This window comes from Noviherbaspirillum suwonense (genome assembly GCF_900182955.1).
Lineage (GTDB): Bacteria > Pseudomonadota > Gammaproteobacteria > Burkholderiales > Burkholderiaceae_D > Noviherbaspirillum_A > Noviherbaspirillum_A suwonense.
In genome coordinates this window covers 1-20,733 of record NZ_FXUL01000011.1, presented here as the reverse complement: position 1 = coordinate 20,733, position 20,733 = coordinate 1, and the positions used below count along the sequence as shown (strand labels likewise).

Here is a 20,733-nt window from a genome sequence, read left to right as displayed (position 1 = left end):
AGGAAATTATCTGACGCCGTGCCTGGCTCCGCTCGGTTAGACTTTTGTCTTTGTCCGCCTGGGCCAACCTGCCTTCAGGTTGCGCAATCGCGGATTCCCTCACACAAAAGGCGAGCGAAATGCCTGGACTCTTCTCCAACAAGCGCATGCTCATCGCGTTTGCCCTCCTGACAATCCTTCTGGCAGTCGGGCTGATGGCGCTTTTCAATATCATATGATGCGAATGGATGCTGCCAGCCCTGATGCATTCATCGTTTCGTGCAACATGCCTCCATGAAAACATTCCATTGCGATCGCTGCGCACAGCAAGTCTTCTTTGAAAACATCCGCTGTGAAAACTGCGGCGGCATGCTGGGCTACCAGCCCGAGCAGCGCAGCATCACCACCTTCGAGGCGGCCGGCGACGGCCTGTGGCGCAGCCTGAACCCGGCCAACGCCGGCCGCCTGTTCAAGCAGTGCATCAACTATTCCCGCGAAGAGGTGTGCAACTGGGTGCTGCCGGCGGAAACCTCCGACGAGCTGTGCGCGTCCTGCCAGCTTACGCATTCGATCCCGATGCTGTCGGGACAGAACCGGCTGTACTGGCGCCGGCTGGAAGCGGCGAAACGGCGCCTGCTGTATTCGCTGATCGAGCTGAACCTGACGCCGGTTTCCAAGGCCAAGTCGCCTGAAACCGGCCTGGCCTTCGAATTCCTGCAGGACCTGCCGACCCGGCGCGTGATGACAGGGCATGACAACGGCCTCATCACGCTCAACATCGCCGAAGCCGATCCAGCCTTCCGCGAAAAGGTCAGGGAGCAGATGCATGAGCCGTACCGCACGCTGCTCGGCCATTTCCGGCATGAAAGCGGGCATTACTATTTCGACCGGCTGATCGTGGGAAGCAAGTGGATTGACCAGTACCGCAAGCTGTTCGGCGACGAGCGCGCCGACTACAGCGCCGCGTTGCAGCGGCATTACAAGGAAGGCCCGCCCGACCACTGGAACGAGCAGTACATCAGCACCTACGCAAGCGCCCATCCATGGGAAGACTGGGCCGAAAGCTGGGCGCATTACCTGCACATGCTCGATACGCTGGACACCGCATTTGCCTGCGGCATGACCCTGCAGCCCAAGCGCACTGACGAACCGCAGCTGGTGCTGGAAGAGCAGCCGCTCAGCACCGCGTCCTTCAATGACATGATGGCCGACTGGTTTGCGCTGACCTATGTGCTCAACAGCCTCAACCGCAGCATCGGCATGCCGGACGCCTACCCGTTTACGCTGTCGCCAACGGTGCGCAACAAGCTGCGGTTCATCCACGCGGTGATCCTGGACCATCACAAGACCGTGTCGCCCAACCTGCTGTCGGACGGCCAGGGCAGCGAGGAAAGCATTACCGTCTGACCCGCCGCCCGCAAGCGCCGGGCGGCGCCGCGGCGGGCCTTGCGTCAGGATCGTTCTGGCAGCGGGTCGCCTTCCAGCACCAGAAGGTAATGCCCGCTGTCGTCCGGCCCGAAATAAGCCTTGGTCTTGTAATAGGTCTTGTGATCCGCCGAGAACGGCTCGCCGATGGGCGGCATGTGGCTCAGTGCCTGCGTGCCGAAGTCCTGGCTGGTGCCGTCGGCCATCTGGTGGGTGATCTTGACTTGCATATTGGTCCTGTTGTTATGAAATAAATCAGATAGACGCCGTGCGGGCGGCGCAGGTTCAACGTTTCGCCCGCGTGCATACCCGTCGCGATCAATGAAAGGCGCGATGGCCGCCGCGCCCGGCCTGGCTAGATGCCGGTCGGATAAGTCTCCGGCGTCTCTTCATGCAGCATCTCGGCCGGCGCATCCATCGGCCTGACCGCACGGGTCGTGTCGAAATGGATCAGCGCATCGAACTGCCTGGCCGGCTCGCTCCGGAAGTAATGGCTGATGCGCTCGGACTGCGGCAGGTAGATCACGCCGATGGCCCGTTCCAGCCTTTGCCCCAGCTGCTTCTGCAGTTCCGCGTTGCCGCACAGCGGCAGCAGGAAATCGTGGCCAGCGCGGTGCATCAGGTTTTCAACGCTGTCTTCCAGCGAAGGCAGCACATTCTTTCGCTCGGCCGGCTGCTCCCATTCCGACGCCGCGGTGACCGTGCCCGCATGGGTCGTGTAGCCGAGCAGGCAGCACTGTTCCGGGCCGTGCCGCTGGCGCACCAGCTGCCCGAGATTGACTTCGCCCTGGCGGCCCATCTCGGTGGCGCGGGCGTCGCCGATGTGGGAATTGTGCGCCCACACCACGATCCTGGCCGGCGACCCGCGCCGCCGCGTCAGGTGTTCGCGCAATGCGTCCAGCGTGTCCGCCATATGCGTGTCCCGCACATTCCATGATGCATGGCGTCCCGCGAACATCGCGCGGTAGTACGACTCGGCATTCTGCGCCACCCGGGCATTCTGCTGCGCGTAGAACGCCTCATCGAAACCTTCGGCGCCGTCCAGGCCGGCGTAACGCTCGAAATTGGCGGTCATGCCCATCAGCTGGCGCATCACCTCGGCCTCGCAATCCTTCTTCATGCCGAACGTGGTGGCGTAGCCGTAGCGCTGCGGGTCTTCCGCGAGATGGTCGAAGCACTCGTAGCGCGCGCGGGCGCGCTGCGCCGCGTCCGGGTCGACCTGGTCGAGATAGGCGACCACGGCCTGCATCGAGCGCCGCAGGCTGTACAGGTCGAGCCCGAAGAAGCCGGCCCGCTGCGTCTCGTCGGCAATGCCGTCGTTGAAGGCGCGCAGCCGCTTCACCAGTTCCAGCACATCGTCATTGCGCCACATCCAGCGCGGAAAGCGTTCGTAGGACTTCAGCGCCTCCTGCGGCGTGCCGGCCGCGCCGCGGCCCTGCACATAGCGGCTCACGTCCAGCGCATCGGGCCAGTCGGACTCGACGGCGATGCCGGCGAAGCCCTTGTCGCGCAGCAGGCGCATGCTGATTTCCATGCGTGAACGATAGAACTCGTGGGTGCCATGCGTGGCTTCGCCCAGCAGCACGATGGAAGCGTCGCCTATCGCCTCGACGATGGCGTCGGTGTCCGTCACGCCATGGAGGGGAACCGCGGCGGCTTTGATGGCCCTGATGACTGCCCGGTCGAACATGGCCGTTTCTCCTTTGCGGGGTTGACGGCCATGTGACTGCGGCGGCGGGCGGAAGTGCCGGCGCAGGGTTTGTCCGGAGCGGCACGGACGTAAAAAAAACCGGCCGCGAACGGCCGGTTTTCTATTGCGGGAACGTCAGGCGGCGATTACCTGCCGTCGCGGTCCGCGTCGCCCGGGATGGCGCGCTCGACACGGTGCCATGCGGCACGCGTCGCCTGCTTCGCCTGTTCCCAGCTCAGGCGGGAATTGCCGCGCACGTTTTCCCACTCGTTGCGCATGCTTGGCTCTGCGCTGTCGAAGTCGCCGTTGTAGCGGCTACGGCTGTTGTAGCCCAGCCCATAGGCCGGCGCGTAGTCGTCGTACGTGTAGCTGTTCGAATAGTAGGGCTCGTTCGCGTACGAATTGCGCCAGTACGCGTCTTCCTCGGCCGGGTTGACCACTGCGCCTGCGCCGTGTCCTGCTGCGCCGCCAGCCAGTGCGCCGATTGCCGCGCCTGCCGCCATGCCGATCGGGCCGCCGGCTGCGCCGACTGCCGCACCGGCCATTGCGCCGCCGCCTGCGCCGACACCGGTCGACAGGTTGTGCTCGCCGCGGTCATCCTGCGGATTCGAGTTCACCACTTCGCCTGCGCCCTTGCCGGCCATGCCGCCTGCCACTGCGCCGATTGCCGCACCTGCCGCCATGCCGATCGGGCCGCCGGCAGCGCCGACTGCCGCACCAGCCATCGCGCCGCCGCCTGCGCCGACGCCCTTGGCCATGTTGTGGTCGCCCAGGTCATCGTCCGACTTCGGGTTCACGACTTCCGCCGCGCCCTTGCCAGCCAGGCCGCCGGACACTGCGCCGATCGCCGCGCCAGCCGCCATGCCTACCGGGCCGGCCGCTGCGCCGATTGCAGCGCCCGCGAGTGCGCCGCCGCCAGCGCCGAGGCCGGTGCCGACGATGTGCTCGCCGCTGCTTTCACGCCATTTCTGCTCGAGGTGCATCGCGTCTTCATCCGAACGCGGGGTCACGCCCATCAGGATGCCGCCGTTGCGGATGCCTTCTTCGTAGTGCTTGACGCGCTCTTCCGGGATGCCGGAGCCGATCAGTGCGCCCAGCAGGCCACCGGTCACGCCGCCGGCGCCGGCGCCAGCCAGTGCTGCGGCCAGCGGGCCGGCAATCACCAGGCCCAGGCCAGGCAGTGCAATCGAGGTGCCCACGGCAGCCACGGCTGCGGCAATCGCGCCCAGCGCGCCGCCGATGCCTGCGCCGATGCCGGCGCCTTCTGCTGCCTTGCTGCCCAATTCGGTTTCAATCGACTGGTCGCCGGAAAAGTAGCGGCTGCGAGTCTCATCGGACATCACGAGGTTGACGTCGTCTTTTGAATAGCCACGCTCGGAAATGGCGTTGTAGGCGCGCTCGGCGCTGTCACGGTCATTGAACAGGCCAGTCACCATGCGGGGATTCTTGTTTTCGTAAGTATCAGCCATGTTGATCTCCTCATTTAAGTAAGGATTGCATATTAGGCAATACGGATGAGCAGGTCTGTCGGCGTATCTACCAAGCTGATGTAGGACAAAGTGAGGATTTCACCGGACCTGCGGGGCACGCCGGTGATGCGCAGCGCAAGGTTGGGGCATGCCGGCGGCCTTGCCTTGCGGAGCCTGCAATACAATTGCGTCATTCTCATCAACGCGCTCCAGGGCGCCTCTCCTGCATGCCGCAGATACTGCCTTCCGGCTGGCGCGAACTGGCCGTCACCGGCGCCGCCGCCCGTGAAATCGAGACCCTCCATTTGTTTGCCGCGCGCCTGCCGGATGCGCTGACGGTTTTCCACGGCGTGCACTGGACCCGGCTCGAGGACGGCTTCTCGGTCTATGGCGAGATCGACTTCATCATCGTCGCGCCCAATGGCCGGATGCTGCTGATCGAGCAGAAGGCGGGTTTCCTGTCGGAGACGCCCGACGGGCTGGTCAAGAACTATCCGGGCCGCACCGAGCACGTGCGCCAGCAGATGCTGCAGATGGTCGACGGCCTGGCAGCCCGCTTCGACAAGGGCGGCGGCGGCCGGCCCGACATCGATTACCTGCTGTACTTCCCCGACTACAAGGTGAAGGACCCGGCGCTGGCCGGCATCGAGCCGTCGCGCGTGGTCGATGCGGGCAACCGGACGCGGCTGGTGGAGCTGGTCACGCAGCTGCTGCCGGTCACGCCCGAGACCGCGCAGTACGGCCGCGTGCGCAAGTTCCTGGGCGACATGCTGCAGCTCACGCCCGACACCAGCGCCATGTCCGGCCGCGCCGAGGAACTGGTGACGCGGCTGTCGCAGGGCCTGGCCGTATGGGCGCGGCAGCTGTCGTTCACGCCGTTCCGGCTGCGCGTGGTCGGCACGGCCGGCAGCGGCAAGACGCAGCTGGCGCTGGCGGAATACCGCGCCGCGATCGACGCCGGCAAGCGTCCGCTGTACGTCTGCTACAACCGGCCGCTGGCGGACCACGTGCAGCAGCTGGTGCCGCCGGGCGGCCGCGTCGGCACCTTCCACATGCTGTGCGACAGCTTTGCCCGCGAGACCGGCATGGCGCCCGACTACAGCGCGCCCGGGGCCTTTGCCGAGATCGAGAAGGTGTTCGACAGCGCGTCCCTGCCCGAGTCCTGGATGCATGACGTGCTGATCATCGATGAAGGACAGGATTTCGCGGAAAGCTGGCGCGACGCGATGCTGCGCCTGCTGCATCCGGAAGGCCGGGCTTTATGGCTGGAAGACCCGATGCAGAACCTGTACGGCCGCGCGCCGGTGCCGCTGCCAGGCTGGGTCACGCTGCATTCGCAGGCCAACTACCGCAGCCCGCGACAGATCGTCGACCTGCTGGCCGGCATCATCCCGGACAGCGAGCGCATCCAGCCCGCCAGCCCCTTCATCGGCCCCGACGTCGAGCGGCTGGTCTATCCGTCCGGCGACGCGGTGGCGATGGCCGAGGCCACCAAGCAGGCCATCACCCGTTGCCTGGCCGCCAATTTCGCCCGCAGCGACATTGCGCTGCTGTCCTTCCAGGGCCGCGCCCATTCGGCGCTACTGCAGGCCGACCGGCTGGGGCAGCACACGCTGCGCTCCTTCACCGGCGACTACGACCTGCTCGGCGTCCCGATCTATCGCGACGGCCAGCTGCTTGCCGAATCGGTCTACCGGTTCAAGGGCCAGAGCGCGCCGGCCGTGATCTTCACCGAGGTCGATTTCGAGGCGCTGGACGACCGCACGGTGCGCAAGCTGTTCGTCGGCATGACGCGGGCCCGCATGAAGCTGGTGCTGGTGCTGAGCGAGCGGGCGGCGGCCTTGCTGGAAGGCAGCTTCCAGGCTCATGGAGCCGCTTGACCTGGGTCAATTTTAGTTGCGGGCAGGGCGGTTAAGGTGCGGCTTCCCCCGGCACTTCCCGAAGGACACCGCGATGAACGACGTGGCCCCGCTTCCGTTGCACCAGCTGCCAGAACGCAAGGCCAGCGCATGGCTGGGGGCGCCCAGCCATGCCGCGCCGGGCCAGCAGCCGGCCGGCGCCGATATCGACCGCCTGATGCATGCATGGATCGCCCGGTTTTCCAGCCATGTCTCGCCGACGTCGCTGATCCTGGCCTTCATCGACTGGGCGCTGCACCTGCAGGTTTCGCCGTCTAAGCAGCAGGAACTGCTGGCGGAATTGGGCAATCGCTGGCTGCGGCTCGGCCTGTACGCGCTGTCCGCGCCGCACGCGCCCGGCCAGGCCCCTTGCGCGCCGCTGGTCGCGCCGCTGCCGCAGGACAGGCGCTTCGACGACCCGGGCTGGCAGCAATGGCCGTTCAATGTCTATTCACAGAATTTCCTGCTGGCCCAGCAGTGGTGGCACCGCGCCACCTTCGGCGTGCGCGGCGTCGCGCCCCATCACGAGGACGTGGTGACCTTCACCGTGCGCCAGTTGCTGGACATGGCCGCGCCATCCAACTTCATCGCCACCAGCCCGGTGCTGCTGCGGCATACGCTGCAGACCGGCGGCGCCAATGTGGCGCAGGGCGCGGTCCAGCTGGTGGCCGACTGGCTGCACTACCTCAAGGGCCAGCGCCCGCCCGCCAGCGACATGTTCCGGCCGGGCAGGGAAGTCGCGGTCACGCCCGGCAAGGTGGTGCTGCGCAACCGGCTGATGGAGCTGATCCAGTACGCGCCGGCGACGCCGCAAGTCCATGCGCTGCCGATGCTGGTCGTGCCGGCATGGATCATGAAGTACTACATCCTCGACCTGTCTCCCGAAAATTCGCTGGTGCGCTACCTGGTCGGGCAGGGCCATACCGTGTTCATGATTTCATGGAAGAACCCCGGCGCGGCCGAACGGGACTTCGGCATGGAGGACTACCGCAAGCTTGGCGTGATGGCCGCGCTGGGCGCCATCGGGGAGATCACCGGCGCCGACCGGGTCAATGCGGTCGGCTACTGCCTGGGCGGCACGCTGCTGTCGATCGCCGCGGCCGCGATGGCGCGCGAGCAGGACGACAGGCTGGCCAGCCTGTCGCTGTTCGCGACCCAGGTTGACTTCAAGGACCCGGGCGAACTGTCCCTGTTCATCGATGAAAGCCAGGTCGCGATGCTGGAAGCGTCGATGTGGCAGCAGGGCTATCTCGACACCACGCAGATGGCCGGCGCCTTCCAGCTGCTGCGCTCGAACGACCTGATCTGGTCGCGCCTGCTGAACCAGTACCTGCTGGGCCAGCCCGACATCCAGAACGACCTGATGGCATGGAATGCCGACGCCACGCGCATGCCCTACCGGATGCACAGCGAATACCTGCATCACCTGTTCCTGGAAAACGACCTGGCGGAAGGCGCCTACCTGATCGACGGCGTGCCGATCGCGCTGACGGACATCCGCGCGCCGATCTTTGCGGTGGGAACGCTGACGGACCATGTCGCGCCCTGGCGCTCGGCCTACAAGATCCACCTGCTGACCGACACCGAGGTCACCTTCCTGCTGACCAACGGCGGCCACAATGCCGGCGTGGTGTCGCCGCCGGGCAAGGCCAACCGGCGTTACCAGATCAGCACGCGCTCGCATCATGCGCCGTATATCGATCCGGAGACCTGGCTGGAAAGCATGCCGGTGCACCAGGGATCGTGGTGGCCTGTGTGGGAGCGCTGGCTGGCCGTGAGGGCGGGGGAGATGGTGGCGCCGCCGGCGATGGGCAAGGCGCTGTGCGACGCGCCCGGCAGCTACGTGCTGGAAAGATAGCAGCAGGCTGCGCAGCGCCCGTGCGACGGGCGTTGCGTTTCGGGACTACATGGTGGGATGGCCCGGCGCGCCCGGCCGCTGTTCCAGCTTTTCCTGGCATTCGATGCAGAGCCGCGCGGTCGGCTGCACTTCCAGCCGCGCCGTGCCGATGTCGCCGCCGCATTCCTCGCATTCGCCATACGTGCCTTCGGCGATGCGGCCCAGCGCCGCGTCGATTTCCTCCAGCTCGACCGCATGCCGCTGCGCCATCGTGATCGTGGTGTCGGTCTCGCGGTCCATCTCGGAACGGTCGCCGGTGTCGTTCGGGACTTTTTCCAGCGACGCGTCGTCCGGGTCGCCGGTCTGCCGTATCTCTTCCTGCACGCTCTCGAGCGCTGCCTTGCGGTCCTGCTGCAGGCGGCTTTCGAATCCGGCCAGCTGTTCCTTGCTCAATGCTTTCATGGTGGCTCCGTCGAATGTGTGCATTACTGTAACGAGCCTGGCCCGGAAGGCCGTTGAGTTGAATCAATCAGTTCCGGGCCGGCGGACAGGCTCAGGCGTCGCCGATGATCTTCACAATGCGGCCGGTGCCGCCGCAGTTGGCGCAGGAACCCTGCGCCAGCTTGCCGCTGCCCTGGCATTCCGGGCAAATGTCCTCGGCCGTCTGCGGCGCGCCGGACGCCGATTCATCGCCGGGATTGCGCTGGCCGGAAGACGCCGGGATGCCCGGGGCGGCAGCGGTGGCAACCGTCACGGCCGCAGTCGATTGCGTGTGCATGATGTTCCTTTCGGAAAGCAAAGACGGTTCGACCCGGCCGCCGGAGCGATGTTCCTCGCCTTGCCGGCGTGCGCAGTCGGCATGCCGCTTTGCGGGCATAATTCATGTCGATCCGGCATCCTGCCGTTTCGCCGCCCGTGTCCAATTTCAGCCAATCCGGAGAACGCCATGATTCCACGCTGCATGCGCCTGTGCCTCGCCTTCCTGCTTTCCGGGGCCGCCGTGGCGCAGGCTGCCGCGCCGATGGCGAAGACCCAGGCGCCCGGCTATTACCGGATGATGCTGGGCGACTTCGAGATCACCGCGCTGTCGGACGGCACAGTGATGCTGCCGGTTAACCGGCTGCTGTCGAACACCACCAGGGCGCGGGTCGACCGCGCGCTGGCCCGCTCAGGCCTGTCCAGCCCGCTGGAAACCTCGGTCAATGGCTACCTGGTCAACACCGGCGACAAGCTGGTGCTGATCGACGCCGGCGCGGCCGGACTGTTCGGCCCGACGCTGGGCAGGCTGGTCGACAACCTGAAGGCGGCCGGCTACCAGCCCGAACAGGTCGACGAAATCTACCTGACGCACCTGCATCCCGACCATGTCGGCGGCCTGGCCAGCAAGGGCGCGGCGGCGTTCCCGAATGCGGTCGTGCGCGCCGATCGCGCCGATGCCGATTTCTGGCTCAGCGAGACCAACCTCGAGAAGGCCGCAAGGGAGGACAAGCCCGGCTTCGAAGGCGCGCGCGCATCGCTGCAGCCCTACATCGAAACGCATCGCTTCCGTCCGTTCGACGGGCGCACCCCGCTTGCGGGCGGCATCACCGCCATGCCGCGCCATGGCCATACCCCCGGCCACAGCACCTACCTGGTCGAAAGCCGCGGCCAGAAGCTGATGCTGTGGGGCGACCTGCTGCACGTCGGCGCGATGCAGTTCGACCAGCCCGCGGTGACGATCGCCTTCGACACCAACACCCGGGCCGCCGCGACCCAGCGCAAGCGCGCCTTCGCCGACGCCGCGCTGCACGGCTACCTGGTGGCCGGCGCGCACGTGTCCTTCCCCGGCATCGGACGGGTCCGGCCCAGCGGCCGCGGATATGTGTGGCTGCCGGTGAATTACGCGGTGCCCAAGTAGAACGGCGGGCACCAATCCGGCGGCCGGCTGTCTGATCAGCAATGAAGCCGCCTGAAACCGACCTGCAAGCCTGCCCGTTGTGCGGCCGGCCGCTGGTGCCGGGTCCATCCGTCAACGAGCATCACATGGTGCCGCGCAGCCACCGCGGGCGCGACACCGTGACCATGCACCGCATCTGCCACAGCAAGATCCACACGGTCTTTTCCGAGCATGAACTGGCGCGGTATTACCACACGCCGGAGCGCCTTCTGGAGAACGACGAAATACGAAAATTCGTCGGCTGGGTGCGGAAAAAAGACCCGGAATATTTCGATCGCAACCGCACACCGTCGCGGCGACGCTGAAATCGCCGGAAATGTGAAATATATTTGCGGGCAGGGTGCCTGACTGCTGTATTTTTGTGCAGCCTTCTGCCAATATTGCAGTCCTTTTTTCAAACCTTCCACGATAGCCGCAAGCGCGATGGCTTCCAGCAAAGCACACCATGCCACCGGTTGGGCAGCCGGCCTGATCGCAGCGGCGGTCGTCGCCCATGAAGGCGCCGGCGGCAGCTATCACATCGGCACGATGTTCGCGTTCTGCATGGGCATCCTCGGCGGCACCGCGCCGGACTGGCTCGAAGTGGCATGGTGGACCCGCCGCAGGCGCCTCTGGATCACGCACCGCACATTGACCCATTGGGGCGTGGGCTGGCTGGCGCTGCTGTACTGGTCCTACACCTCGCTCGGCACGCACCTGATGGCGGTGCCGGCCCTGGGCTTCGCCGCCGGCGGCCTGATGCACCTGCTGGCCGACTGGCCCAATCCGCTCGGCGTGCCATGGATTGCCGGCCGCCATTCGCTGAACCTGTGGAACAGCGGGCGCTGCGACATCATCATCGTCGGCCTCGCCTGGCTGGCCGCCTTCATGGTCGGCGACCATGTCTGGTTCGACGACATCCACACGCTGCATGCAATCAACTTCGTGCGCACCCTGCCCATCCATGCGTGGCTGATCCGCGCCGGCTATCCGGCGCTCTCCTGACCGCATTCTGCCGGACCGGCCGTCGCGGCCGCCGATACCCTGCCGGTACAATGGCCCGCATCAGCCATCAATGCGAAGGATCCCACCGCTCATGCCCCATGACGTTCCACTCATCACGACCATCGTAGGCGGCCTGGTCCTGGCCTTTATCTTCGGCAGCATCGCCTACCGCTTCAGGATGCCGCCGCTGTTCGGCTACCTGGTGGCCGGTATCGCCATCGGTCCGTTCACGCCCGGCTTCGTCGGCGACGTCAACCTGGCGCAGCAGCTCGCGGAGATCGGCGTGATCCTGCTGATGTTCGGCGTCGGCCTGCATTTTTCGCTGAAGGACCTGCTGGCGGTGAAGGGCATCGCGATCCCGGGTGCGCTGGCGCAGATCGTGATCGCGACGCTGATGGGCATGGGGCTGGGCTGGGCCATCGGCTGGCCGGTCGGCGAGGGACTGGTATTCGGGCTGGCGCTGTCGGTGGCCAGCACCGTGGTGCTGCTGACAGCGCTGCAGGAACGGCGTCTGGTCGAAACGAAGCGCGGCCAGATCGCGATCGGCTGGCTGATCGTCGAGGACATCGCGATGGTGATGGCGCTGGTGCTGATCCCGGCGCTGTCCGGCATCCTCGGCGGCAGCGGCGAGTCGCTGTCGACCAGCGCGCTGCTGTGGACGCTGGCGGCGACGCTGGGCAAGGTGGCGGCTTTCGTGCTGGCCATGCTCGTCGTCGGCCGGCGCCTGATCCCGTGGATACTGGAGCGCGTCGCCGCCAGCGGCTCGCGCGAGCTGTTCCGGCTCGCGGTGCTGGCCATCGCGCTCGGCTTCGCGCTGGGCGCCGCATATGTGTTCGGCGTGTCGTTCGCGCTCGGCGCCTTCTTCGCCGGCATGATCCTGGGCGAGTCCGACCTCAGCCACCGCGCGGCCGAGGAGTCGCTGCCGCTGCGGGATGCGTTCGCCGTGCTGTTCTTCGTCTCGGTCGGCATGCTGTTCGACCCGTCCATCCTGTTGCGCGAACCGCTGCTGATGCTGGCCACGGTAGGCATCATCGTCGTCGGCAAGTCGCTGGCGGCGCTGGCCATCGTGCGTGCGTTCGGCCATCCGTCCTCGACGGCGCTGACGATTGCCGCCAGCCTGGCGCAGATCGGCGAGTTTTCCTTCATCCTCGCCACGCTGGGCCTGTCGCTCGGGCTGCTGTCGGAAAACGGGCGCGACCTGATCCTGGGCGGCGCGATCATTTCCATCCTGCTCAACCCGCTGCTTTTCTTCGCGATCGACCGGCTGCGCGAACGCAGGGGCAGTCCGCTTGAACAGGCGCATACCGCCGACCCGGCAGGGCCGCCGCTGCCCGAGCTGTCCGGCCACGCGGTGCTGGTCGGCTTCGGCCGCGTCGGGCACATGGTGGCGCTGACGCTCACCGAGCACCAGCAGCCTTTCGTGGTGATCGAGGACGACCTCGACGTGGTCCAGGCGCTGCGGCGCGACGGCATCCCCGCGCTGTACGGCAATGCGGTGGCGCCGGGCCTGCTGGAACTTGCCCAGGTCGAGCGCGCGCGCTGGCTGCTGCTGGCCATCCCGGACGCGCTGGAAGGCGGCCAGGTCGTCGCCGAGGCGCGCAAGCGCAATGCCGACGTCGACATCATCGCGCGCGCCCATTCGAATGCGCAGCGGCTGCACCTGGAGAAGCAGGGCGCCAATCACACCATCATGGGCGAGCGCGAGATCGCCGACGGCATGTCCGGCCGCGTGCTCGGCAACCTGCTGCGGGACGCCGGCTAGCGGTCCGTGCCGTTCGCCGGCGCGCCGTTGAGCCGCGCGTCGCCGGCGAACAGCTCGGCCACCCATTCGACGAACGCGCGCACCGTGGCCGACAGATGCCGGTTCTGCGGGTACACCACGTGCAGCGGCACCGGGTCGGTGTCCCAGTCGCCCAGCACCCGCTCCAGCTCCCCGCTGCGCAGGTAGTCGTCGACCAGGAACGACGGCAGCTGGAGGATGCCCAGCCCGGCCAGCCCCGCCATCATCAGCGCTTCCGAACTGTTGACGGCGAAACGCCCGGGCGGCGTGCTGCGCAGGCTTTCGCCATCACGCTCGAAATCCCAGGCCAGCAGCTGCTTGGTCGTCGACGTGATGTAGTTGATGCATTCATGCTGCGCCAGCTGGTCCGGGTGCGCCGGCCGGCCATGCCGGGCCAGGTAGGCCGGCGTCGCGCAGGTGATGAAATGCAGGATGCCGATGCGCCGCGCAATCAGCGTCGAGTCGGCCAGCGCGCCGCCGCGCACCGCGCAGTCGACGCCTTCCTCGATCAGATGCACCGGCCGGTCGCCGCAGCCCATTTCCATCGCGATGTCGGGATAGCGCCGGTAGAAATCCGGCAGCGCCGGGATGATCACCCGTTGCCCCAGGCCGCTGGGCACCTCGACCCGCAAGCGCCCGCTGGGGCTCGCATGGGTGCGCGACAGCGAGTCCTCGGTGTCGCGGATGTCGGCCAGGATGCGCCGGCAATGCTCGTAGTAGGCGGCGCCGTCGGCGGTGACATTGACCTGGCGGGTGGTGCGGTTGAGCAGCTTGACCGACAGCCGGTTTTCCAGCGACTGGACGAGGGTGGACACCGTGGCCTTCGGCATATGCAGCTGCTCCGCCGCGCGCGTGAAGCCGCCGGCGTCGACCACCTTCATGAATACTTCCATCGCCTGCAGCTTGTCCATGTGCGCCCATTGCCGTTTCGCCGGCCTGTTTCTGGATTGTTCAGGATCCTGAACAGTCAATTCCGTTTGCTGCTCTTTATCCGATGATAAATCATGCCTATAGTTTGTGCTATGCAGCAAAATCACCCGAATGCGGAGCGCATCATGATGTCCCACCACGAACCTGTCGCAGCACTTCTTGCCATCGTCCTGCTGCTTGCCAGCCTGCTGCTGCTGGCCGTCGCCACCGACAACCTGCATGGCAGCCAGCAGGTCCAGGCCGAGTACGCCGGCTTCGATGCGCTTGCCAAGCAACTGTTCGGCGCCGGCATCGCCAAGCCCGCGGCGCCGAAATGAACGATGTCCAGGACGGGCAGGAAGCCCATGCAGGCCTGACGATCAAGTCCCTCAAGGCGCAGGGCGCTACGGGGCCGCTGCCGGCGCGGCTGTACAGGTTGCGCGCCGCCAGGGCGCCGTCGTCCGGCCTGATTGTGTTTTTTCACCAGGGCGGCTTCATCGGCGGCAGCCTCGACGAGTGCGACGAGTTTGCCCGCGCGCTCGCGCTGCGCTCCGGCGCCGCTGTGCTGTCCGCTTCCTACACGCTGGCTTGCCGGCAGCCGTTTCCGGCGGCGGTCGAGGACGCCTATGCGGTGCTGCAATGGGCGGCACGCTGCCCGAAAACCCTTTCCTGGACCGGCGAACGCCTGCTGACCGCCGGCATCGAGGCCGGCGGCAACCTCGCCGCGGTGGCTGCGCTGATGGCGCGCGACCGCGGCGGCCCGGCGCTGGCCGGCCAGATCCTGGTCATGCCGATGCTGGACCCCGGCCTCACCAGCGGCTCGATGCGCGCGCTCAAGCGCAACCCCGACATCGCCGGCGTGGCCGATGCCTGCGCGGCCGGATACCGCGGTTACCTGCCGAGGGTGGCGGACCGCATGCATCCGTATGCGTCGCCGCTGCAGTCGAGCCGGCTCAAGGGCCTGCCGCCCGCGCTGATCCTGTCGGCGCAGGAAGACCCGCTCTGCGACGAAGCCGAACAGTACGGCGCGCGCCTGGCGGCGGCCGGCGTCCGCGCCACGGTATGCCGCCTGCCGCCGCTGCCGCTGAACGACGGGCTCGCGCGCTGCCGCTGCGCGCGCGAACACAGCGCGCTGGAAGAAATCGCTGTCTTCATCGGCGCCCTGGAGGCGCCTGGCATCCCATCCACCTGAATGAACAACCATAGAAAGGAATGAGACCATGGCCGTCTTTTCCATCCTCGATCTCTCCCCCATCGTCAAGGGTGGCACCGCCGCCCAGGCGCTGAACAATACCCGCGACCTTGCCCAGCATGCCGAGCGCTGGGGCTATCGCCGGTTCTGGGTAGCCGAGCATCACAACATGGAAGGCATCGCCAGCGCCGCCACCGCGCTGGTGATCCAGCACATCGCCGCCGGCACCAGCACGATACGGGTAGGCGCCGGCGGCATCATGCTGCCCAATCATGCGCCGCTGGTCATCGCCGAGCAGTTCGGCACGCTGGCCGCGCTGTACCCGGGCCGCATCGACCTCGGCCTTGGCCGCGCGCCCGGCACCGACCAGCGCACCGCGCGCGCGCTGCGCCGGAACATGGGCGACACCGGCGATTCCTTCCCGCAGGACGTGCTCGAGCTGCAGTCCTATTTCGAACCTGCTAAACCCGGCCAGGCCGTGCGCGCCGTTCCCGGCGCGGGGCTGGATGTGCCGATCTGGCTGCTCGGCTCCAGCATGTTCAGCGCCCAGCTTGCGGCCGAGCTGGGCCTGCCGTTCGCCTTCGCGTCCCATTTCGCGCCCGGCTACTTGCAGCATGCCATCGAGATCTACCGCAGCCGCTTCAAGCCATCGGCGGCGCTGCAGAAGCCGCACGTGATGGTCGGCGTCAACCTGTTCGCCGCCGACGACGACGCGACCGCGCAAAGGCTGTTCACCTCGCTCCAGCAGCAGTTCCTGAACCTGGTGCGCGGCATGCCGGGCCAGCTGAACCCCCCGGTGGACAGCATGGACGGCCTGTGGGCGCCGGATGAGAAGAGCCACATCGACCGTTCGCTCGCCTGTTCGGCGGTCGGCTCGCCCGACACCGTGGCGGCCAGGCTGCGCGCAATCACCGAGCAGACCGGCGCGGATGAACTGATGCTGACCGCCCTGATGTATGACCACGATGCACGCCTGCGGTCGTTTGAAATTGCCGCACAGCTACAGCACGGTTAATAGGGGAGGGCGCGATCGGTTAATATTGTCGGTTTCGCCGCACTAATGACTCTCATCAAGCAAAGCGCCATGCAACTCCAACCAGAAACCATCGCGGCCGTAACCGGGCCGGACCCGCTGGAATACGTGACTTCCTGCGAACTGCCGATGCCGTGGGCTACCTTCACGCTGCATGCGTTCGTGGAATCCCAGAGCGGCAAGGAGCATCTGGCGCTGACGCTGGGCGATGTCTCGGACGGCAGGCCGGTGCTGGGCCGCATCCACTCCGAGTGCCTGACCGGCGACGCGCTGTTCAGCCAGCGCTGCGACTGCGGCGCCCAGCTCGAGAGCGCGCTGCGCAGCATCGCCGCGGAAGGGCGCGGCGTCGTGCTCTACATGCGCCAGGAAGGGCGCGGCATCGGCCTGATCAACAAGGTCCGCGCCTACCGGCTGCAGGATGCCGGCGCCGACACGGTGGAGGCCAATCATGAACTCGGCTTCCAGGCCGACCAGCGCAGCTACAGCCATTGCAAGCCGATGCTGGAAAAGCTCGGCATCGTCAGCCTGCGGCTGATGACCAATAATCCGCGCAAGATCGACGCGGTCAAGCAATACGGCGTCGCGGTTGCCGAACGGGTCTCGCTGATCGTCAACCGCAATCCGTTCAACCGCCGCTACCTGCAGACCAAGGCGTCCAAGCTCGGCCACCTGATCCCGGACGAGGACGTCTGAGTTTGATGAATATCCGCAATCACGAGCTTTCCATGACGGTGCTGATGACGCCCGACATGGCCAACTTTTCCGGCAATGTGCACGGCGGGGCGATCCTCAAGTACCTCGACAGCGTGGCCTACGCCTGCGCCAGCCGCTATTCCGGCAGCTACGTGGTCACGCTCTCGGTCGACCGCGTTGTGTTCAGGCAGCCCATCCATGTCGGCGAACTGGTGACCTTCCTGGCGGCAGTCAATTACACCGGCGCCACGTCGATGGAAATCGGCATCAAGGTCATCACGGAAAACATCCAGCAGGGCCTGGTGCGGCATACCAACAGCTGCTATTTCACCATGGTCGCCGTGGATGAAAACCGCAAGCCGGTGCAGGTGCCGCCGCTGGAACCCGCGACCGAGGACCAGAAGCGGCGGTTCGAGCAGGCTGCGCAACGGCGCGAATACCGGAAATCGCAGGGCCAGTAATTCATGCCAGCCCCGTTTCACGAGGCGCCATGAAACTCCGTGGGGTGTAACAAGCACAAGCGCATTACACCATCGGGAGGGAACAGGCGACGATGGCTGATTGGCCAGCGCGGTAGTGCGCTACGCTTATTGCACCCTACGGATCGCACCCATCCCGCTCATCCGTTACGCCATGACCTGGACTTGGTATCAGGTCACGGCCCTGACCAGCTGCAGCGACGGCGACACCAGTTCCTGCAGGCGGTCGGTCCGGTTTCGCTCGATCGCGTCCAGGATCAGCTCGTTGATGCCGCCCACCACCGCCATCGCAATATCCGGATGCAGCGGCGGCCGGTTCTTGCGGGCGCGTGCGGGCACATTGATGACCTGCAGCATGAAATCCGCCAGCTCCTGGTTGACCCGCCGCCGCGCAGCCAGGCCTTCCACGCCGAGTCCCAGTATCTCGATGAACAGCGTGCGCAACAGCACCGGGTTCTGCGCAAGGCAGCCGAAGTAGGCCGAAATCGCCTTTTCCACCTGGGTCTCCCAGTCATGCGTCGGGTCGATCGCATTGCGCAGCACGTCCAGCGCATTGGAGCTGGCCGCCGCGTACAGCGCGGTCAGGCACTGCGCCTTGGTCTTGAAATGTTCATAGAAGGTGCGTCGCGAGACCCCGGCCGCGGCGACGATATCCGCTATGGTCACATCGGCATATCCCTTCTCCGCGACGACCTTTCCCATTCCTTCAAGCAGCCGCCTGCGGTGACCGTTAGGATCTTCGGGCAATTCCGGTTTTTCTGTTTTCATCTAGTGATCCATGCTGCTGGTACTTGACAGTACCAAAGATTGAGGACATGATCGCTGGTACTGATTTGTACCGGCTGTCCGATTGCCGCCACCGCACTTTTTCTTGTGAGCCTAGCCATGACCGATCTCGTCGTCCGTCGCCTGCTGATAGACCTGGAAGCCCCGTTCGACCGCCACTGGTGCAACGGCGACGCTTTTCGCACCGCGTTTTTCAATGCGCTGTCGATGAGCTTCCCGGTCGGCGAGCAATTTTTCATCGACTCGGTGCGTAACGGCTACAAGCAGCTCCCTGCTGCAGAGCAGCAGAAGTATAAGGCCGAAGTCCAGGGCTTCGTCGGCCAGGAAGCAACCCACCGCCGGCTTCATGCGCTGTTCAACGGGCACCTGGAAAAACAGGGGCTGGTCAATCACTGGGCGCCGCGCTCCCAGCGCCGCCTGAAGAAAATGGACGGCGTGCACCCGCGCCACTGGCTGGGCATCACTGCCGCCAACGAACATTTCACCGCGATATTTGCCGAATGGATGCTTGAAAACAGCGACCTGCTCGATGGCGCCGACCCTCGCCTGAAAACCCTGTGGCTCTGGCACAGCGCCGAGGAAGCCGAGCACAAGAGCACCGCGTTCGACCTGTACCAGGCATTGGGCGGCAACCATGAATGGCGGATCAAGTGGTTCCGCCGCGTCACCGTGATGTTCCTCGCCGACACGCTGCGCCAGACGGTCAGCAATCTCCGGCAGGACGGCACGCTCTGGAAGTGGAGCACCTGGAAAAGCGGCGCCAGCTACCTGTTCGGCAAGCGTGGCCTGATACGCAATGCATATCGCCCATGGCGCGATTACCTGCGCCGGGATTTCCATCCTTCCCAGCAGGAAAGTGCGCTTTCCAGCCGCTGGCTGGCCGAGAACGCCTCCGCATTTGCCGCGGTGGGCGCCTGAACCGCCACCGTGCCGGATCAAAGCCGCTGCCTGCACCGGGCGGCGTTGTCGCCGCTCCTCTGTAGAATTGGCTGCTCGATCCTGACCGAGCGCTGAAACAACGATGGAAATTGCGATAGTACTGGGACTTGTCCTGCTCAACGGACTGTTCGCGATGTCTGAAATTGCACTGATGACATCCCGAAAGGCACGCCTGCAGAAGCTTTCCGAGGCGGGCGACCACGGTGCGCGGGCCGCGATGCTGCTCGGCGACGACCCGAACAAGTTCCTTTCCACCATACAGATAGGCATCACCTCGATCAGCATCCTCAACGGCATCGTCGGCGAAGCGACGCTGGCCGGGCCGCTGGGTATCTGGCTGCAGGCGCAGGGCATGGAAATGCCGTACGCCGGCTACACCGCGACCGCGCTGGTCGTCATCATGATCACCTATTTTTCGATCGTTCTCGGCGAACTGGTGCCCAAGCGGCTCGGCCAGATCTCTCCTGAGCCGATCGCGCGCCGCGTTTCCCGTCCAATGACCTGGCTGGCCCTGATCGCCAAGCCATTCGTGCACCTGCTGTCGATCTCCACCGAACTGATGCTGAAGCTGATCGGCGTGCGGGACCGCGGCAGGCATCAGCTAACCGAGGAAGAGCTGCATATGGTGCTGGACGAAAGCACGCAGTCGGGCATCATCGAACAGCAGGAACACAAGATGGTGCGCAACATCTTCCGGCTCGACGACAGGCAGGTCTCGTCTTTCATGGTGCCGCGCGGCGAGGTCGAATATTTCGATGTGAACCGCCCGCTGGAAGAGAATCTGCAGCAGTTCGAGCATAGCCGCCATAGCCGTTTTCCGGTCTTGCGCGGTGGCTGGAACGACATCATCGGCGTGGCCAGCGCCCGCGAGATGCTGGCCCAGACGCTGCGCGGCCAGCAGCCCAGCCTGCTCGACAGCCTTCAGGCGCCGATCTACGTGCCCGAGATCCTGACCGGCCTGGACCTGCTGGAGCATTTTCGCAATGCGTCGGTCCAGTTTGCCTTCGTGGTCGACGAATATGGCGAAGTGCAGGGCATCGTGACGCCGCAGGACATCATGGAAGTCATCGCCGGCGAATTCAAGACGCAGGATGCCGAAGACGCATGGGCGGTGCAGCGCGAAGATGGCTCCTGGCTGCTCGACGGCCTGATCCCCATCCCTGAACTCAAGGACCTGCTGGTCCTGACCACGGTGCCTGAAGAAGGCCGGAGCCACTATCACACGCTGAGCGGAATGGTCATGCAACTGCTGGGCAAATTGCCCCAGACCGGCGACCATTGCACGTGGGAATCGTGGCGCTTTGAAATCGTCGATCTCGACGGCATGCGTATCGACAAGGTGCTGGCCACGCAGATCCCCGTGAAGACGCCTCTGCTGGGATCCTGAGCGCGGCAGCAAATCAATTCGCATTCGTCGCTTGCAAGCCAAATCGGGTTCTTGCTATAGTTCGTCCCCCGCCGCGGAACAGCGCAGCGGGGCGAGGAAAGAAGCGGTCGTCCGGCAGTATTTTTTGAACGCAAAGCGCCAAAAGGTATTGACGTCCTACAAGAAACGCCGCATAATCTCATCTCTCTGCTGCTGACGAACACAACGCTTCGCAGCCCCGGCCCTTCAGGCGCCGAAGCAGACAGAATGACGGTTCTTTAACAACTAACAGCCGATAAGTGTGGGCACTTGATGGAGTGCGCCGGCAGCAATGCCGG

21 protein-coding genes are annotated in these 20,733 nt (G+C 65.6%); 14 read left to right on the top strand and 7 right to left on the bottom strand.

Features of this window, described 5'->3' with window-relative positions:
- Positions 1 to 273: 273 nt before the first annotated feature.
- On the top strand, positions 274 to 1,386 hold the full coding sequence (locus QOL82_RS14790) for a zinc-binding metallopeptidase family protein (protein WP_283443059.1): 1,113 nt from the start codon (positions 274 to 276) through the stop codon (positions 1,384 to 1,386).
- A gap of 44 nt (positions 1,387 to 1,430) precedes the next feature.
- Here QOL82_RS14790 and QOL82_RS14785 read toward each other — a convergent pair whose 3' ends face one another.
- The 3 genes from QOL82_RS14785 to QOL82_RS14775 form a co-directional block, all read right to left on the bottom strand.
- On the bottom strand, positions 1,431 to 1,634 hold the full coding sequence (locus tag QOL82_RS14785; protein WP_283443058.1) for a hypothetical protein: 204 nt from the start codon (positions 1,632 to 1,634) through the stop codon (positions 1,431 to 1,433).
- Positions 1,635 to 1,759: 125 nt separating this feature from the next.
- Entirely contained in the window at positions 1,760 to 3,094 is a 1,335-nt protein-coding gene (locus tag QOL82_RS14780) for an erythromycin esterase family protein (protein ID WP_283443057.1), read from the bottom strand.
- 146 nt (positions 3,095 to 3,240) lie between these two features.
- On the bottom strand, positions 3,241 to 4,563 hold the full coding sequence (locus tag QOL82_RS14775) for a hypothetical protein (RefSeq protein ID WP_283443056.1): 1,323 nt from the start codon (positions 4,561 to 4,563) through the stop codon (positions 3,241 to 3,243).
- 227 nt (positions 4,564 to 4,790) lie between these two features.
- Between QOL82_RS14775 and QOL82_RS14770 the strand changes: the two genes are divergently transcribed.
- Positions 4,791 to 6,443 carry an ATP-binding domain-containing protein gene (locus QOL82_RS14770; RefSeq protein WP_283443055.1) on the top strand — a complete coding sequence of 551 codons (1,653 nt, stop codon included), beginning with the start codon at positions 4,791 to 4,793 and terminating at the stop codon, positions 6,441 to 6,443.
- 73 nt (positions 6,444 to 6,516) lie between these two features.
- A complete protein-coding gene (locus QOL82_RS14765; RefSeq protein WP_283443054.1) occupies positions 6,517 to 8,319 on the top strand; it encodes a PHA/PHB synthase family protein in 1,803 nt (600 codons plus the stop codon).
- Between the two features lie 45 nt (positions 8,320 to 8,364).
- Here QOL82_RS14765 and QOL82_RS14760 read toward each other — a convergent pair whose 3' ends face one another.
- Complete coding sequence (locus QOL82_RS14760) at positions 8,365 to 8,760, bottom strand: TraR/DksA family transcriptional regulator (protein ID WP_283443053.1); 396 nt, start codon at positions 8,758 to 8,760, stop codon at positions 8,365 to 8,367.
- A gap of 91 nt (positions 8,761 to 8,851) precedes the next feature.
- Positions 8,852 to 9,076 (bottom strand): hypothetical protein, encoded by a 225-nt coding sequence (locus tag QOL82_RS14755; RefSeq protein ID WP_283443052.1) that lies wholly within the window; start codon positions 9,074 to 9,076, stop codon positions 8,852 to 8,854.
- A gap of 168 nt (positions 9,077 to 9,244) precedes the next feature.
- On the opposite strand from QOL82_RS14755, the gene QOL82_RS14750 reads away from it, so the two are divergent.
- The 4 genes from QOL82_RS14750 (at position 9,245) to ybaL (ending at position 12,980) form a co-directional block, all read left to right on the top strand.
- Positions 9,245 to 10,195: an MBL fold metallo-hydrolase gene (locus QOL82_RS14750; protein WP_283443051.1), complete on the top strand. Its 951-nt coding sequence runs from the start codon at positions 9,245 to 9,247 to the stop codon at positions 10,193 to 10,195.
- A gap of 41 nt (positions 10,196 to 10,236) precedes the next feature.
- Positions 10,237 to 10,539, top strand: a complete 303-nt coding sequence (locus tag QOL82_RS14745; RefSeq protein ID WP_283443050.1) for an HNH endonuclease family protein — start codon at positions 10,237 to 10,239, stop codon at positions 10,537 to 10,539.
- A gap of 118 nt (positions 10,540 to 10,657) precedes the next feature.
- A complete protein-coding gene (locus QOL82_RS14740; RefSeq protein WP_283443049.1) occupies positions 10,658 to 11,218 on the top strand; it encodes a metal-dependent hydrolase in 561 nt (186 codons plus the stop codon).
- Between the two features lie 91 nt (positions 11,219 to 11,309).
- The gene (gene ybaL / locus QOL82_RS14735) at positions 11,310 to 12,980 is read left to right on the top strand and encodes a YbaL family putative K(+) efflux transporter (protein WP_283443048.1); all 1,671 of its coding nucleotides are present in this window, start codon (positions 11,310 to 11,312) and stop codon (positions 12,978 to 12,980) included.
- On the opposite strand, the gene QOL82_RS14730 is transcribed toward ybaL, so the two are convergent.
- Entirely contained in the window at positions 12,977 to 13,909 is a 933-nt protein-coding gene (locus QOL82_RS14730) for a LysR family transcriptional regulator (RefSeq protein ID WP_283443047.1), read from the bottom strand. The genes ybaL and QOL82_RS14730 overlap by 4 nt on opposite strands.
- 144 nt (positions 13,910 to 14,053) lie before the next feature.
- On the opposite strand from QOL82_RS14730, the gene QOL82_RS14725 reads away from it, so the two are divergent.
- The 5 genes from QOL82_RS14725 (at position 14,054) to QOL82_RS14705 (ending at position 17,286) form a co-directional block, all read left to right on the top strand.
- Positions 14,054 to 14,245 (top strand): hypothetical protein, encoded by a 192-nt coding sequence (locus QOL82_RS14725; RefSeq protein ID WP_283443046.1) that lies wholly within the window; start codon positions 14,054 to 14,056, stop codon positions 14,243 to 14,245.
- The gene (locus QOL82_RS14720) at positions 14,242 to 15,099 is read left to right on the top strand and encodes an alpha/beta hydrolase (protein ID WP_283443045.1); all 858 of its coding nucleotides are present in this window, start codon (positions 14,242 to 14,244) and stop codon (positions 15,097 to 15,099) included. Before QOL82_RS14725 ends, QOL82_RS14720 begins: the two co-directional genes overlap by 4 nt.
- Positions 15,100 to 15,127: 28 nt before the next feature.
- Positions 15,128 to 16,114, top strand: a complete 987-nt coding sequence (locus QOL82_RS14715) for an LLM class flavin-dependent oxidoreductase (protein WP_283443044.1) — start codon at positions 15,128 to 15,130, stop codon at positions 16,112 to 16,114.
- A 69-nt stretch (positions 16,115 to 16,183) separates the two neighbouring features.
- Positions 16,184 to 16,825, top strand: coding sequence for a GTP cyclohydrolase II (gene ribA, locus QOL82_RS14710; protein ID WP_283443043.1), 642 nt, complete (start codon positions 16,184 to 16,186; stop codon positions 16,823 to 16,825).
- A gap of 5 nt (positions 16,826 to 16,830) precedes the next feature.
- Complete coding sequence (locus QOL82_RS14705) at positions 16,831 to 17,286, top strand: acyl-CoA thioesterase (RefSeq protein ID WP_283443042.1); 456 nt, start codon at positions 16,831 to 16,833, stop codon at positions 17,284 to 17,286.
- A 189-nt stretch (positions 17,287 to 17,475) separates the two neighbouring features.
- Here the strand turns inward: QOL82_RS14705 and QOL82_RS14700 are convergent, their stop codons facing one another.
- On the bottom strand, positions 17,476 to 18,072 hold the full coding sequence (locus QOL82_RS14700; protein ID WP_283443041.1) for a TetR/AcrR family transcriptional regulator: 597 nt from the start codon (positions 18,070 to 18,072) through the stop codon (positions 17,476 to 17,478).
- A gap of 117 nt (positions 18,073 to 18,189) precedes the next feature.
- Between QOL82_RS14700 and QOL82_RS14695 the strand changes: the two genes are divergently transcribed.
- Together QOL82_RS14695 and QOL82_RS14690 are read left to right on the top strand one after the other, a co-directional pair.
- Positions 18,190 to 19,008, top strand: a complete 819-nt coding sequence (locus QOL82_RS14695; protein WP_283443040.1) for a metal-dependent hydrolase — start codon at positions 18,190 to 18,192, stop codon at positions 19,006 to 19,008.
- A 103-nt stretch (positions 19,009 to 19,111) separates the two neighbouring features.
- Positions 19,112 to 20,416 (top strand): hemolysin family protein, encoded by a 1,305-nt coding sequence (locus QOL82_RS14690; RefSeq protein WP_283443039.1) that lies wholly within the window; start codon positions 19,112 to 19,114, stop codon positions 20,414 to 20,416.
- The last annotated feature ends 317 nt before the right edge of the window (positions 20,417 to 20,733 follow it).

Excerpts from the sequence above, each read along its gene's own strand:
- QOL82_RS14790 (WP_283443059.1), top strand. The coding sequence starts at position 274 with ATGAAAACATTCCATTGCGATCGCTGCGCACAGCAAGTCTTCTTTGAA.
- QOL82_RS14785 (WP_283443058.1), bottom strand. The coding sequence starts at position 1,634 with ATGCAAGTCAAGATCACCCACCAGATGGCCGACGGCACCAGCCAGGAC.
- QOL82_RS14780 (WP_283443057.1), bottom strand. The coding sequence starts at position 3,094 with ATGTTCGACCGGGCAGTCATCAGGGCCATCAAAGCCGCCGCGGTTCCC.
- QOL82_RS14775 (WP_283443056.1), bottom strand. The coding sequence starts at position 4,563 with ATGGCTGATACTTACGAAAACAAGAATCCCCGCATGGTGACTGGCCTG.
- QOL82_RS14770 (WP_283443055.1), top strand. The coding sequence starts at position 4,791 with ATGCCGCAGATACTGCCTTCCGGCTGGCGCGAACTGGCCGTCACCGGC.
- QOL82_RS14765 (WP_283443054.1), top strand. The coding sequence starts at position 6,517 with ATGAACGACGTGGCCCCGCTTCCGTTGCACCAGCTGCCAGAACGCAAG.
- QOL82_RS14760 (WP_283443053.1), bottom strand. The coding sequence starts at position 8,760 with ATGAAAGCATTGAGCAAGGAACAGCTGGCCGGATTCGAAAGCCGCCTG.
- QOL82_RS14755 (WP_283443052.1), bottom strand. The coding sequence starts at position 9,076 with ATGCACACGCAATCGACTGCGGCCGTGACGGTTGCCACCGCTGCCGCC.
- QOL82_RS14750 (WP_283443051.1), top strand. The coding sequence starts at position 9,245 with ATGATTCCACGCTGCATGCGCCTGTGCCTCGCCTTCCTGCTTTCCGGG.
- QOL82_RS14745 (WP_283443050.1), top strand. The coding sequence starts at position 10,237 with ATGAAGCCGCCTGAAACCGACCTGCAAGCCTGCCCGTTGTGCGGCCGG.
- QOL82_RS14740 (WP_283443049.1), top strand. The coding sequence starts at position 10,658 with ATGGCTTCCAGCAAAGCACACCATGCCACCGGTTGGGCAGCCGGCCTG.
- ybaL (WP_283443048.1), top strand. The coding sequence starts at position 11,310 with ATGCCCCATGACGTTCCACTCATCACGACCATCGTAGGCGGCCTGGTC.
- QOL82_RS14730 (WP_283443047.1), bottom strand. The coding sequence starts at position 13,909 with ATGGACAAGCTGCAGGCGATGGAAGTATTCATGAAGGTGGTCGACGCC.
- QOL82_RS14725 (WP_283443046.1), top strand. The coding sequence starts at position 14,054 with ATGATGTCCCACCACGAACCTGTCGCAGCACTTCTTGCCATCGTCCTG.
- QOL82_RS14720 (WP_283443045.1), top strand. The coding sequence starts at position 14,242 with ATGAACGATGTCCAGGACGGGCAGGAAGCCCATGCAGGCCTGACGATC.
- QOL82_RS14715 (WP_283443044.1), top strand. The coding sequence starts at position 15,128 with ATGGCCGTCTTTTCCATCCTCGATCTCTCCCCCATCGTCAAGGGTGGC.
- ribA (WP_283443043.1), top strand. The coding sequence starts at position 16,184 with ATGCAACTCCAACCAGAAACCATCGCGGCCGTAACCGGGCCGGACCCG.
- QOL82_RS14705 (WP_283443042.1), top strand. The coding sequence starts at position 16,831 with ATGAATATCCGCAATCACGAGCTTTCCATGACGGTGCTGATGACGCCC.
- QOL82_RS14700 (WP_283443041.1), bottom strand. The coding sequence starts at position 18,072 with ATGAAAACAGAAAAACCGGAATTGCCCGAAGATCCTAACGGTCACCGC.
- QOL82_RS14695 (WP_283443040.1), top strand. The coding sequence starts at position 18,190 with ATGACCGATCTCGTCGTCCGTCGCCTGCTGATAGACCTGGAAGCCCCG.
- QOL82_RS14690 (WP_283443039.1), top strand. The coding sequence starts at position 19,112 with ATGGAAATTGCGATAGTACTGGGACTTGTCCTGCTCAACGGACTGTTC.